This is a genomic window from Pseudomonas sp. MPC6 (genome assembly GCF_006094435.1).
Classification (GTDB): Bacteria; Pseudomonadota; Gammaproteobacteria; order Pseudomonadales; family Pseudomonadaceae; genus Aquipseudomonas.
In genome coordinates this window covers 6,137,598-6,152,402 of record NZ_CP034783.1, presented here as the reverse complement: position 1 = coordinate 6,152,402, position 14,805 = coordinate 6,137,598, and the positions used below count along the sequence as shown (strand labels likewise).

The 14,805-nt window shown below is 58.9% G+C and carries 3 protein-coding genes and 3 rRNA genes; all 6 read left to right on the top strand.

Annotated features, from left to right (window positions below; all coding sequences use genetic code 11):
- Positions 1-167: 167 nt before the first annotated feature.
- Positions 168-1,704, top strand: a 16S ribosomal RNA gene (locus ELQ88_RS30675).
- A 312-nt stretch (positions 1,705-2,016) separates the two neighbouring features.
- A 23S ribosomal RNA gene (locus ELQ88_RS30670) occupies positions 2,017-4,908 on the top strand.
- Between the two features lie 169 nt (positions 4,909-5,077).
- Positions 5,078-5,193 (top strand): 5S ribosomal RNA (gene rrf / locus ELQ88_RS30665).
- The 16S, 23S and 5S rRNA genes sit together here, the layout of an rRNA operon.
- A gap of 264 nt (positions 5,194-5,457) precedes the next feature.
- The gene (gene recC, locus ELQ88_RS30660) at positions 5,458-8,910 is read left to right on the top strand and encodes an exodeoxyribonuclease V subunit gamma (protein ID WP_138969194.1); all 3,453 of its coding nucleotides are present in this window, start codon (positions 5,458-5,460) and stop codon (positions 8,908-8,910) included.
- Positions 8,907-12,596: an exodeoxyribonuclease V subunit beta gene (gene recB / locus ELQ88_RS30655; protein ID WP_138969193.1), complete on the top strand. Its 3,690-nt coding sequence runs from the start codon at positions 8,907-8,909 to the stop codon at positions 12,594-12,596. The genes recC and recB overlap by 4 nt, the downstream gene beginning before the upstream one ends.
- Positions 12,593-14,701, top strand: coding sequence for an exodeoxyribonuclease V subunit alpha (gene recD, locus ELQ88_RS30650; protein ID WP_138969192.1), 2,109 nt, complete (start codon positions 12,593-12,595; stop codon positions 14,699-14,701). The genes recB and recD overlap by 4 nt, the downstream gene beginning before the upstream one ends.
- Positions 14,702-14,805 lie beyond the last annotated feature (104 nt).

Sequence of the window (14,805 nt, the reverse complement as noted above, 5' to 3'; positions counted from 1 at the left end):
CCAACCGCTCTTTAACAACTGAATCAAGCAATTCGTGTGGGTGCTTGTGGAGTCAGACTGATAGTCAACAAGATTATCAGCATCACAAGTTACTCCGCGAGAAATCAAAGATGTAACCAACGATTGCTGAGCCAAGTTTAGGGTTTCTTAAAAACCCAAAGATGTTTGAACTGAAGAGTTTGATCATGGCTCAGATTGAACGCTGGCGGCAGGCCTAACACATGCAAGTCGAGCGGTAGAGAGAAGCTTGCTTCTCTTGAGAGCGGCGGACGGGTGAGTAATGCCTAGGAATCTGCCTGGTAGTGGGGGATAACGCTCGGAAACGGACGCTAATACCGCATACGTCCTACGGGAGAAAGCAGGGGACCTTCGGGCCTTGCGCTATCAGATGAGCCTAGGTCGGATTAGCTAGTTGGTGAGGTAATGGCTCACCAAGGCGACGATCCGTAACTGGTCTGAGAGGATGATCAGTCACACTGGAACTGAGACACGGTCCAGACTCCTACGGGAGGCAGCAGTGGGGAATATTGGACAATGGGCGAAAGCCTGATCCAGCCATGCCGCGTGTGTGAAGAAGGTCTTCGGATTGTAAAGCACTTTAAGTTGGGAGGAAGGGCATTAACCTAATACGTTGGTGTCTTGACGTTACCGACAGAATAAGCACCGGCTAACTCTGTGCCAGCAGCCGCGGTAATACAGAGGGTGCAAGCGTTAATCGGAATTACTGGGCGTAAAGCGCGCGTAGGTGGTTTGTTAAGTTGGATGTGAAATCCCCGGGCTCAACCTGGGAACTGCATTCAAAACTGACAAGCTAGAGTATGGTAGAGGGTGGTGGAATTTCCTGTGTAGCGGTGAAATGCGTAGATATAGGAAGGAACACCAGTGGCGAAGGCGACCACCTGGACTGATACTGACACTGAGGTGCGAAAGCGTGGGGAGCAAACAGGATTAGATACCCTGGTAGTCCACGCCGTAAACGATGTCAACTAGCCGTTGGGAGCCTTGAGCTCTTAGTGGCGCAGCTAACGCATTAAGTTGACCGCCTGGGGAGTACGGCCGCAAGGTTAAAACTCAAATGAATTGACGGGGGCCCGCACAAGCGGTGGAGCATGTGGTTTAATTCGAAGCAACGCGAAGAACCTTACCAGGCCTTGACATCCAATGAACTTTCCAGAGATGGATTGGTGCCTTCGGGAACATTGAGACAGGTGCTGCATGGCTGTCGTCAGCTCGTGTCGTGAGATGTTGGGTTAAGTCCCGTAACGAGCGCAACCCTTGTCCTTAGTTACCAGCACGTAATGGTGGGCACTCTAAGGAGACTGCCGGTGACAAACCGGAGGAAGGTGGGGATGACGTCAAGTCATCATGGCCCTTACGGCCTGGGCTACACACGTGCTACAATGGTCGGTACAGAGGGTTGCCAAGCCGCGAGGTGGAGCTAATCCCAGAAAACCGATCGTAGTCCGGATCGCAGTCTGCAACTCGACTGCGTGAAGTCGGAATCGCTAGTAATCGCGAATCAGAATGTCGCGGTGAATACGTTCCCGGGCCTTGTACACACCGCCCGTCACACCATGGGAGTGGGTTGCACCAGAAGTAGCTAGTCTAACCTTCGGGAGGACGGTTACCACGGTGTGATTCATGACTGGGGTGAAGTCGTAACAAGGTAGCCGTAGGGGAACCTGCGGCTGGATCACCTCCTTAATCGACGACATCAGCTGCTCCATAAGTTCCCACACGAATTGCTTGATTCACTGTAGAGGCGAGAGACATCCATCAGGTTGTCTGTTTCGTTAGAGTTTAGAAATGAATATTCGCAGATGAATATTGATTTCTAGTCTTTGATTAGATCGTTCTTTAAAAATTTGGGTATGTGATAGAAAGATAGACTGGACAACACTTTCACTGGTGTTGGATCAGGCTAAGGTAAAATTTGTGAGTTGCTCTTAATTGAGTATTATCGAATTTTCGGCGAATGTCGTCTTCACAGTATAACCAGATTGCTTGGGGTTATATGGTCAAGTGAAGAAGCGCATACGGTGGATGCCTTGGCAGTCAGAGGCGATGAAAGACGTGGTAGCCTGCGAAAAGCTTCGGGGAGTCGGCAAACAGACTTTGATCCGGAGATGTCTGAATGGGGGAACCCACCTAACATAAGTTAGGTATCTTAAGCTGAATACATAGGCTTAAGAAGCGAACCAGGGGAACTGAAACATCTAAGTACCCTGAGGAAAAGAAATCAACCGAGATTCCCTTAGTAGTGGCGAGCGAACGGGGACTAGCCCTTAAGTGGCTTTGAGATTAGCGGAACGCTCTGGAAAGTGCGGCCATAGTGGGTGATAGCCCTGTACGCGAAAATCTCTTAGTCATGAAATCGAGTAGGACGGAGCACGAGAAACTTTGTCTGAATATGGGGGGACCATCCTCCAAGGCTAAATACTACTGACTGACCGATAGTGAACTAGTACCGTGAGGGAAAGGCGAAAAGAACCCCGGAGAGGGGAGTGAAATAGATCCTGAAACCGTATGCGTACAAGCAGTGGGAGCCCACTTTGTTGGGTGACTGCGTACCTTTTGTATAATGGGTCAGCGACTTATTTTCAGTGGCGAGCTTAACCGAATAGGGGAGGCGTAGCGAAAGCGAGTCTTAATAGGGCGTCTAGTCGCTGGGAATAGACCCGAAACCGGGCGATCTATCCATGGGCAGGTTGAAGGTTGGGTAACACTAACTGGAGGACCGAACCGACTACCGTTGAAAAGTTAGCGGATGACCTGTGGATCGGAGTGAAAGGCTAATCAAGCTCGGAGATAGCTGGTTCTCCTCGAAAGCTATTTAGGTAGCGCCTCATGTATCACTGTAGGGGGTAGAGCACTGTTTCGGCTAGGGGGTCATCCCGACTTACCAAACCGATGCAAACTCCGAATACCTACAAGTGCCGAGCATGGGAGACACACGGCGGGTGCTAACGTCCGTCGTGAAAAGGGAAACAACCCAGACCGTCAGCTAAGGTCCCAAAGTTATGGTTAAGTGGGAAACGATGTGGGAAGGCTTAGACAGCTAGGAGGTTGGCTTAGAAGCAGCCACCCTTTAAAGAAAGCGTAATAGCTCACTAGTCGAGTCGGCCTGCGCGGAAGATGTAACGGGGCTCAAACCATACACCGAAGCTACGGGTATCACTTAGGTGATGCGGTAGAGGAGCGTTCTGTAAGCCTGTGAAGGTGAGTTGAGAAGCTTGCTGGAGGTATCAGAAGTGCGAATGCTGACATGAGTAACGACAATGGGTGTGAAAAACACCCACGCCGAAAGACCAAGGTTTCCTGCGCAACGTTAATCGACGCAGGGTTAGTCGGTCCCTAAGGCGAGGCTGAAAAGCGTAGTCGATGGAAAACAGGTTAATATTCCTGTACTTCTGGTTATTGCGATGGAGGGACGGAGAAGGCTAGGCCAGCTTGGCGTTGGTTGTCCAAGTTTAAGGTGGTAGGCTGGAATCTTAGGTAAATCCGGGATTCTAAGGCCGAGAGCTGATGACGAGTGTTCTTTTAGAACACGAAGTGGTTGATGCCATGCTTCCAAGAAAAGCTTCTAAGCTTCAGGTAACCAGGAACCGTACCCCAAACCGACACAGGTGGTTGGGTAGAGAATACCAAGGCGCTTGAGAGAACTCGGGTGAAGGAACTAGGCAAAATGGCACCGTAACTTCGGGAGAAGGTGCGCCGGTGAGGGTGAAGCATTTACTGCGTAAGCCCATGCCGGTCGAAGATACCAGGCCGCTGCGACTGTTTATTAAAAACACAGCACTCTGCAAACACGAAAGTGGACGTATAGGGTGTGACGCCTGCCCGGTGCCGGAAGGTTAATTGATGGGGTTAGCTAACGCGAAGCTCTTGATCGAAGCCCCGGTAAACGGCGGCCGTAACTATAACGGTCCTAAGGTAGCGAAATTCCTTGTCGGGTAAGTTCCGACCTGCACGAATGGCGTAACGATGGCGGCGCTGTCTCCACCCGAGACTCAGTGAAATTGAAATCGCTGTGAAGATGCAGTGTATCCGCGGCTAGACGGAAAGACCCCGTGAACCTTTACTATAGCTTTGCACTGGACTTTGAATTTGCTTGTGTAGGATAGGTGGGAGGCTTTGAAGCGTGGACGCCAGTTCGCGTGGAGCCAACCTTGAAATACCACCCTGGCAACTTTGAGGTTCTAACTCAGGTCCGTTATCCGGATCGAGGACAGTGTATGGTGGGTAGTTTGACTGGGGCGGTCTCCTCCTAAAGAGTAACGGAGGAGTACGAAGGTGCGCTCAGACCGGTCGGAAATCGGTCGTAGAGTATAAAGGCAAAAGCGCGCTTGACTGCGAGACAGACACGTCGAGCAGGTACGAAAGTAGGTCTTAGTGATCCGGTGGTTCTGTATGGAAGGGCCATCGCTCAACGGATAAAAGGTACTCCGGGGATAACAGGCTGATACCGCCCAAGAGTTCATATCGACGGCGGTGTTTGGCACCTCGATGTCGGCTCATCACATCCTGGGGCTGAAGCCGGTCCCAAGGGTATGGCTGTTCGCCATTTAAAGTGGTACGCGAGCTGGGTTTAGAACGTCGTGAGACAGTTCGGTCCCTATCTGCCGTGGACGTTTGAGATTTGAGAGGGGCTGCTCCTAGTACGAGAGGACCGGAGTGGACGAACCTCTGGTGTTCCGGTTGTCACGCCAGTGGCATTGCCGGGTAGCTATGTTCGGAATAGATAACCGCTGAAAGCATCTAAGCGGGAAACTAGCCTCAAGATGAGATCTCACTGGGACCTTGAGTCCCCTGAAGGGCCGTCGAAGACTACGACGTTGATAGGTTGGGTGTGTAAGCGCTGTGAGGCGTTGAGCTAACCAATACTAATTGCCCGTGAGGCTTGACCATATAACACCCAAGCAATTTGATGCTCCTAGTTGAAAAGACGAAAGAGACCAGATTGCGGTGTGTGAAGACGAAATGAACCGAAAGTTCGAATCTCACTAAACACCGAAAGCTATCACATACCCGATTTGCTGAAGCGAAGCCGACTGGCTACGACTCAGTACCCGAATTTCTTGACGACCATAGAGCATTGGAACCACCTGATCCCATCCCGAACTCAGCAGTGAAACGATGCATCGCCGATGGTAGTGTGGGGTTTCCCCATGTGAGAGTAGGTCATCGTCAAGATTAAATTCCGAAACCCCTATCTGCGTATGCAGGTAGGGGTTTTGTTTTTGTCCGCCGAAAATCCGCCGCGACCGAAATGCAACCCCCCGACGACCTCCATGTACATGTAGGAGCGAGCTTGCTCGCGAAGGTCGCCAACGATGACGCTGGCCTCCTGACACCCCGCGGTGTCCTGAAGTTTTTCGCGAGCAAGCTCGCTCCTACTCACGTCGCCTTCAATGCTAAAGTCCATTTCTCGATTTTGCTTTCCCCAAGGAAGCCTTTATGCCGGACGCGACGTCCCTCAGTGCTGGTTTTATGGTGGTTCACGGCAACCGCCTGGACGAATTGCGCAGCCTGGTGGTCAGCTGGATGCGGCGCTACCCGCTGGCGCCGCTGGAAAATGAAATCGCCCTGGTCCAGAGCAACGGCATCGCCCAATGGCTGAAGCTGGCATTGGCCGAAGACCCGGAAGATGACGACATGGGAGGCTGTGGCATCGCCGCCGCCATCGACGTGCAGTTGCCGGGCAGCTTCATGTGGCAGCTCTATCGCATGGTCCTTGGCCGTGACGAAATCCCGGTCAAATCCCTGCTCGACAAAGCGCCGCTGACCTGGCGCCTGATGCGCCTGCTTCCGCAATTGATCAATCAACCGCATTTTGAGCCCCTGCAGCGCTTCCTGGCCAATGACAGCGATTTACGCAAGCGCTACCAGTTGGCCGAGCGCCTGGCGGATCTGTTCGACCAATACCAGGTATACCGGGCCGACTGGCTCGAAGACTGGGCCGAAGGCCGCCATCAATTACGCAACGGCAGAGGCGAGACCACACCCCTGACCCCGGCCAACTGCTGGCAGGCAGAATTGTGGCGTGCACTGTTGCTGGATGTGGGGGAACAAGGCATGGCGCAAAGCCGTGCCGGTGTCCATCAGCGGTTCATCGAACGCATCAACAAGCTCGAAGTGGCGCCCGACGGATTGCCTTCCCGGGTGATCGTTTTCGGGATTTCCTCGCTGCCGGCGCAAGCCCTTGAAGCCCTGGCCGGACTGTCTCGTTTCAGCCAGGTTCTGCTGTGCGTGCATAACCCCTGTCGTCACCATTGGGCAGACATCGTCGCCGATAAAGACCTGTTGCGGCATCAATACAAGCGGCAGGCGCGCAAGCACGGCATGCCGGTGGTGCTCGATCCGCAAACCCTGCATCAACATGCCCACCCGCTACTGGCGGCATGGGGCAAGCAGGGGCGGGACTACATCAACCTGCTCGACAGCTACGATGATCCCAACAGCTATCGCTCGGCATTTCGCGATGGGCGCATTGACCTGTTCAGCGACAGCCAACCGCAGAACATGCTCAACCAACTGCAGGACGACATTCTTGAATTACGTCCCCTGAACGAGACTCGCGAGCGCTGGCCTGCGATCGATCTGGCGAAGGACGAATCGATCCGTTTTCACATTGCCCACAGCGCTCAGCGCGAAGTGGAAATCCTCCACGATCAATTGCTCGCGCGCTTCAGTGCCGACCCGCAGTTGCGGCCGCGCGACGTGATCGTAATGGTCCCGGATATCGACAGCTACGCACCGCACATTCGTGCGGTGTTTGGCCAGCTCGAGCGCCAGGATCCGCGCTTCATTCCCTTCACGCTGGCAGACCAGGGGCAACGTGGCCGTGATCCCCTACTGATCGCTGTCGAGCATCTGCTCAAACTGCCTGACAGTCGTTTCCCGGTCAGCGAAATCCTCGACTTGCTGGACGTTCCGGCACTGCGCGCACGTTTCGCGGTGGAGGAGCGTGACCTGCCCACCCTGCACCGCTGGATCGAAGGCGCCGGCATTCGCTGGGGCATGAACGCCGAGCAGCGTGCGGGTCTCGGTCTGCCGGCGGAGCTGGAGCAGAACAGTTGGCGTTTCGGCCTGCGTCGGATGCTGCTCGGTTATGCCGTGGGCAGCGCCGGTGCCTGCGAGGGCATTGAGCCCTACGATGAGATCGGCGGTCTGGATGCCACGCTCATCGGTCCGCTGGTCGCGCTGCTGGATGCGCTGGAGATCGCCCACCAGGAACTCTCCCGGCCTGCTCCCCCCAAGCAGTGGGGCATGCGCTTGCAGGCGCTGGTGCAGTTGTTCTTCCTGGCGAGCAACGAGCATGACGATTACTTGCTGTCCCAGCTCGAAGCGTTGCGTGAAACCTGGCTCGAGACCTGTGAATCAGTCGGTTTGCGCGACGAGTTGCCCCTGACCGTCGTCCGTGAAGCCTGGCTGGCCGGGCTGGATCAAGGTCGCTTGTCCCAGCGATTCCTGGCCGGTGCGGTCAACTTCTGCACCTTGATGCCCATGCGTGCGATCCCGTTCAAGCTGGTCTGCCTGCTGGGCATGAATGACGGCGATTATCCGCGGGCGCAACCGCCGCTGGACTTCGACCTGATGGGCAGCGATTACCGCCCCGGCGATCGCTCCCGGCGCGAAGACGACCGCTACCTGCTGCTGGAGGCCCTGCTGTCGGCACGTGACCAACTGTATATCAGCTGGGTCGGCCGCAGCATCCGGGACAACAGCGAGCGACCCGCATCGGTGCTGATCGGCCAGCTGCGCGACCATCTGGCCAGCGGCTGGCGATTGCACGCAGCAGACGCAGACCTGCTGGAAGCGATGACTCAGGAACACCCGTTGCAACCCTTTAGCGCCCGTTATTTCCACGAAGGCGATGACCTGTTCAGCTATGCCAGCGAATGGCAGGTGCTCCATCAAGCCAGCGAGCCCGGGACTGAGGTCGAAGTCCTCGATGCCTACCTTCAGGAAGAGCCGCTGAGCCTCGGTCAATTGCAGGATTTCCTGCGCAATCCGGTACGACATTTCTTTAGTCAGCGCCTGAAGGTGTTCTTCGAAGCGGCGGACGTACCCCTGGCCGATGAAGAACCCTTTGTCCTCGACGCGCTGCAACGCTACAGCCTCAGCGACAGGCTGCTCGAAGCGGCGCTGGGCCAACCGGAGCACACCGATCAGGCGCTGGAGGCGCAGGCCAGGCGTCTGCAGCACAGCGGGTTGCTGCCCATGGCCGGGTTTGGCGAATGCCTGCAGCGAGAATTGATCGAGCCCTTGCCGGATCTGCTGCAGCGTTACCGGCAACTGCTGGCGTTATGGCCGACACCGCTCACCAGCGCGCTGCCGGTGAGTCTGGAGCTGCAAGGCCTGCGCCTGGAAGGTTGGCTCAGCGGCCTGCATCAGCGTGCCGACGGTGGTTTGCTGTCGGTCACGACGATCCCCAACAGCATCGGTTCGATCAAGTCGCGCAAATGGCATCGCCTGACGCGGCCATGGGTCAACCACCTGGTGGCTTGCGCCAGTGGCATGGCGCTGACCACGGCGTTGGTGGCCAGCGACGACAGCCTGCTGCTCGCGCCGATGGAGCAGGGTGCCGCTTCGCGGATTCTGGGCAACCTGCTGCTGGCCTGGCAAACCGGTATGCGCCAACCGCTGCCGATTGCGGTAAAAACGGCTTTTGCCTGGCTGGGTCAGACCGATCCGGTCAAAGCCCAGGCCGCTGCACGCAAGGCCTATGAAGGCGATGGCCTGACCACGGATGGCGAGCGCCGTGAAAGCCCGGCACTGGGTCGTCAGTTCGCCGACTACGACGTGCTGATGGCCGACGAGACATTCCCCGATTGGTGCGACGCCTTGTATCGGCCACTGCTTGAAGCGCCCTGGCGTTCACTGACCAGCGAGGAAGCGCGCCCATGACCACGAAAACATCGCTGGCCCTGGCCTTCCCGCTGCGTGGCAGCCAACTGATCGAAGCCAGCGCCGGGACCGGCAAGACCTTCACTATTTCCGCGCTCTATCTGCGCCTGGTCCTGGGCCACGGCGGGGAGCCGAGCGGGTTCGGACGTGAGCTGTTGCCTCCGCACATCCTGGTCGTGACCTTCACCGATGCGGCCACCAAAGAACTGCGTGAACGGATTCGCACGCGTCTGGCCGAGGCTGCCCGGTTCTTCCGCGAGGAAACCCCGGCGCCGGATGCGCTGATCGCCGAGCTGCGTGATCAATACCTGCCCGAGCAGTGGTCCGGCTGCGCCAACCGCCTGGATATCGCCGCCCAATGGATGGACGAAGCCGCCGTCTCGACCATCCACAGTTGGTGCCAGCGCATGTTGCGCGAGCACGCGTTCGACAGTGGCAGCCTGTTTACCCAGACCCTGGAAACCGATCACAGCGATTTGCTGGGCGAGGTCCTGCGCGATTACTGGCGAATGTTCTGCTACCCGATGCAAGGCGATGCGCTGAACTGGGTTCGCAGCAACTGGGGCGGCCCGGCGGCCTTGTTGCCGCGAGTGCGCGGGCTGTTTGCCAGCGAGCGTGACAATGTCGCGGGTCCGGCGCCCGCCGAACTGATCGCCCAATGCCTGTTGGAACGCCGGGCCGCCTTGCTCGAACTCAAGATGCCCTGGCGCCAATGGGCGGACGAGTTGCTTGCCCTGTGTCATCAGGGCGTGTCGAGCAAGAGCGTCGACGGGCGCAAGATGCAGGCGCGTTACTTCGAGCCCTGGTTCGAAAAAATAAAAGCCTGGGCCGAAGACGAATCCCTCGAGCAACTGGATATCGGCACCGGTTTCACACGCCTGACGCCCGATGGCATGGCTGAAGCCTGGAAAGGTGAGGCGCCCCGTCATCCCGGACTGGAGGCGATGCCTGGCCTGAAGCTCAGCCTCGATGGATTGCCGACGCCCGATGCGGCGGTCCTGCAACATGCCGCCCAATGGGTGGGTACACGGTTCGAGGAAGAGAAACGCCGACGCGCCGAGATGGGCTTCGATGACATGCTGCTGCGCCTCGATGCCGCCTTGCAAGCCGAAGGCGGCGAGCGCCTGGCCACCTTGATCCGCGAACAGTTTCCGGTGGCGTTGATCGACGAATTCCAGGACACCGACCCGGTGCAATACCGGATCTTCGAAAGCATCTATCGCATCGAAGACAACAACCCTGAAAGCGGCCTGTTCCTGATCGGCGACCCGAAGCAAGCGATCTATGCCTTCCGCGGTGCCGACATCTATACCTACCTGCGCGCCCGCCAGGCCACTGCGGGCCGCCTGCATACCCTGGGCACCAACTTCCGCTCCAGTCATGGCATGGTCAATGCGGTCAACCACGTGTTCGAGCGTGCCGAGTCGCGCGAGTCCGGGCGGGGCGCTTTCCTGTTTCGTGAAAACAACGGCGAGAACCCGGTACCGTTCCTGCCCGTCGAGTCCCAGGGCCGCAAAGAGGCGCTGCACATTGACGGCCGGGCTGTCCCCGCCCTGAATGTCTGGCACCTGTCTGCCGAACAGCCACTTTCCGGTGCGGTGTACCGGCAACAACTGGCCGCCGCGTGCGCCAGTGAAATCACGGCGTTGCTCAACGGCGGGCAACAAGGTCGTGCCGGCTTCATCCAGGACGGCAAAGACTTTCGCGGCCTGTTGCCGGCGGATATCGCGATCCTGGTGCGCGACGGCAAGGAAGCCCAGGCCGTGCGCGCCGAACTCTCGGCCCGGGGCGTGCGCAGCGTTTACCTGTCGGACAAGGACTCGGTGTTCGCCGCCCAGGAAGCCCACGACGTGTTGACCTGGCTCAAGGCGTGCGCCGAGCCGGATGTCGAGCGTCCACTGCGGGCGGCGCTGGCGTGCATCACGCTGAACCTGTCGCTGGCCGAACTGGAACGGTTGAATCAGGACGAACTGGCCTGGGAAGCCCGGGTCATGCAGTTCCGCAGTTATCGCGAGCTGTGGCGCAAGCAGGGTGTATTGCCCATGCTGCGGCGCTTGCTGCATGACTTCCGCTTGCCCCAGGCATTGATCGCGCGCAGCGATGGCGAGCGCGTGTTGACCAACCTGCTGCACCTGTCCGAGTTGCTGCAACAGGCGGCTGCCGAACTCGATGGCGAGCAGGCGCTGATCCGGCATTTGTCCGAGCACCTGGCGTTGTCCGGTCAGGCCGGTGAAGAGCAGATCCTGCGCCTGGAGAGCGATGAACAACTGGTCAAGGTCGTGACCATTCACAAGTCCAAGGGGCTTGAGTACCCCTTGGTGTTCCTGCCGTTCATTTGCTCGGCGAAGCCGGTGGATGGCAGCCGTCTGCCGCTGCATTACCACGACGCCAGCGGCAAGGCCCAGGTGACTCTGAAACCGACGGCCGAGTTGATTGCCCTGGCCGACGACGAGCGTCTGGCAGAAGATCTGCGGTTGCTCTATGTGGCCCTGACCCGGGCGCAACATGCCTGCTGGCTCGGGGTGACCGACCTCAAGCGCGGCAATAACCACAGTTCGGTGCTGCACCTGTCGGCGTTGGGTTATCTGCTGGGGGGCGGTGCGCCATTGACCGAGTCGGCCGGGTTGACGCGTTGGCTGCAAGACCTGCAGCAGGACTGCCCGGCACTGAGCTACGGTGAAATGCCGGAAGCGAGCGCCGGGCATTACCATCCGCCACACAACGAAGCGGCACTGCTCGCTGCACGGATCCCCAAGCGCAAGGCCAGTGAAAACTGGTGGATCGCCTCTTACAGTGCCTTGCGTATTGGCGAGCGCCTGAGCGCAGGCAGTGACGAAGCACCCGAAAGTCCGCAAGCGCAAAATCTCTTCGACGACGAACGCCTCGACCCGCAAGCACCGCGAGACGTGGTGGCCGGTGGCGCGGACATCCATCGATTCCCCCGTGGCCCGGGCCCCGGTACGTTTCTCCATGGCTTGCTGGAATGGGCCGGTGATGAAGGTTTTGCCGCCACACCGCAAGCGGTGGAAGACGCCATCGCCCGGCGCTGCAACCGTCGCGGCTGGGAAGGCTGGATCAGCGCCTTGAGCGACTGGCTGCAGCATCTGCTCAAATCCCCGCTGCACATCGGCGCCGGACAGACGCCGGTGATTTTCGGCCAACTGAGCCAATACCGGGTCGAGATGGAATTCTGGTTCGCCAGCCACAAGGTCGATGTGCTCAAGCTCGATGAGCTCGTGCGCCAATACACCCACAACGGTGTGGCGCGGGTGGCGGCCGAACCGGTGTTGCTCAACGGCATGTTCAAGGGCTTCATCGACCTGACATTCGAGCACGACGGCCGTTACTACGTCGCCGACTACAAATCCAACTGGTTGGGTGTCGATGACATGGCCTACACCGAGCAGGCCATGGAGCAGTCGATCCTCGACAACCGTTACGACCTGCAATACGTGCTGTACCTGCTGGCCCTGCATCGTCAGCTCAAGGTGCGGCTTGCCGATTACGATTACGACCGGCATGTCGGCGGTGCGTTGTACCTGTTCCTGCGGGGAACGCGCGCACCCAGCCAGGGCGTGTACTTCGCCCGTCCGCCAAAAGCACTGATCGAGCGCCTGGACCGGATGTTCCAGGGCAAGCCAGAGCCCAAGGCAGAACCGGCCTGGGAACAGGGAGAACTGCTATGAGTCGCACCTTCGCCGATTTGCTGCCCACGCCATTGGCCGCCGACAGCCTGGCGGACCTGGCCCCGTTGAGTCGCGCCGATGACCTGTTGCTGTTGCTCACGCGCTGGGTCGAACGCGGCTGGTTGCGGGCGCTGGACAAGGCCTTCGTCGCCTTTCTGCATGAGCTCGCACCCGATGATGATCCGCTGGTGCTGCTGGCCGCGGCATTGACCAGTCACCAGCTCGGCCACGGGCATGTCTGCCTGGATCTGTTCGAGACCCTCAAAGAGCCGGACTTCGCCCTGTCGTTGCCGCCCGAAGGGGATCTGCAAAGTGATGCGATGCTGTTGCCGTCGCAATTGCTCGAGGCGCTGGACGGCGCTCATTGGTGCAAGGTGCTGGCGGCCAGCAATCTGGTCGCGTTGGCAGTCGATGGCCGTGAGGCGGCGCAACAGCGGCCTTTGGTATTGTCCGGCAAGCGCCTGTACCTGCGTCGCTACTGGGCTTACGAACGGCGAATCGATCACTCGCTGCGCCAGCGCTTGGCGGAGCACGAAACAACCCCCGATGATTTATCCCAACGCCTGAACGGCCTGTTCGGTCCGGCCCGGCCCGGTGAAGTGATCGACTGGCAGAAACTCGCCTGCGCCCTGGCGACCCGCAGCGCTTTCAGCATTGTCACCGGTGGCCCGGGCACCGGCAAAACCACGACCGTCGTGCGCTTGTTGGCGCTGCTCCAGGCGCCAGCGGTGGAGGCAGGCAAACCCTTGCGCATCCGTCTCGCCGCCCCCACCGGCAAAGCCGCGGCGCGGCTGACGGAGTCCATCAGTGCCCAGGTCCGCACCCTGGAAGTCGCCGAAGCGGTACGGGAAAAGATCCCGTCGGACGTCACCACCGTGCACCGCCTGCTCGGCAGCCGTCCCGGGACCCGCCATTTCCGGCATCACGCGGGCAATCGCCTGCCGCTGGATGTGCTGGTGGTGGACGAAGCCTCGATGATCGACCTGGAAATGATGGCCAACCTGCTCGACGCCATGCCGGCCCATGCCCGCCTGGTGCTGCTGGGTGACAAGGACCAGTTGGCTTCAGTGGAGGCTGGCGCCGTGCTCGGCGACCTGTGCCGCGATGCCGAGGCCGGTTGGTACAGCCCGCAGACCCGGCAGTGGCTGGAGTCGGTCAGTGGTGAAAATCTGGACGCCAGCGGTTTGCACGAAGACATCCATGGGACTCATCCACTCGCCCAGCAAGTGGTGATGCTGCGCCACTCGCGACGGTTCGGCGAGGGCAGCGGCATTGGACAACTGGCGCGCTGGGTCAACCAGCAGCACCCCGAACAAGCGCGCAAGCTCTTGGCGGCGCGAAGTCACGACGACGTGTTTTGCCTGTCGCTCAAGGGCGAGCAGGACCGGGCGCTGGAACGCCTGCTGCTGGAGGGGCATGGCGACGGGCCGCAAGGTTATCGGCATTACCTGACCTTGCTGCGCAGCCAGAGGCCAGCGCTCGACCGACCCCTGCATGATCAATCCTGGGTCGATTGGGCACGCAGCGTGTTGCAAGCCTTCGACGCGTTCCAGTTGTTGTGCGCCGTGCGCAAAGGCCCCTGGGGCGTGGAGGGCTTGAATCAACGGGTCACCGCCGCACTGCTCAAGGCGCGGCTGATTGACAGTGACCACCAATGGTACGAAGGCCGCCCGGTGTTGATGACCCGTAACGACTATGGCCTGGGCCTGATGAACGGCGATATCGGTATCGCGCTCAAGTTGCCGGAACGTGATGGTCCCGACGCCGGGAAGCACGTGCTGCGTGTGGCGTTCCCGCGCAATGACGGACAGGGCGGCGTGCGCTTTGTTTTGCCGAGCCGGCTCAATGATGTCGAGACGGTGTACGCAATGACCGTGCATAAATCCCAGGGCTCGGAATTTGCCCACACAGCGTTGATTCTGCCTGATGCCCTGAACCCAGTACTGACCAAAGAACTGATCTACACCGGGATCACCCGGGCCAAGGACTGGTTCACGCTGATCGAGCCGCGTGCCGGCGTGTTCGAGGAGGCCGTACAACGCAAAGTGAAGCGTTTGAGCGGGTTGATGCTGGAGTTGGAGGCGGGTGATAAGTCTAGCCCTTAGAATGCCAATCGGTTGACGACGGATATCTGTCCGAAGTGCCCTGTTCCGCGGCCTCGCTGGTGTTTCGGTGCTGTGCTATCGTTGCGGCATCATTCCGTTAAGAT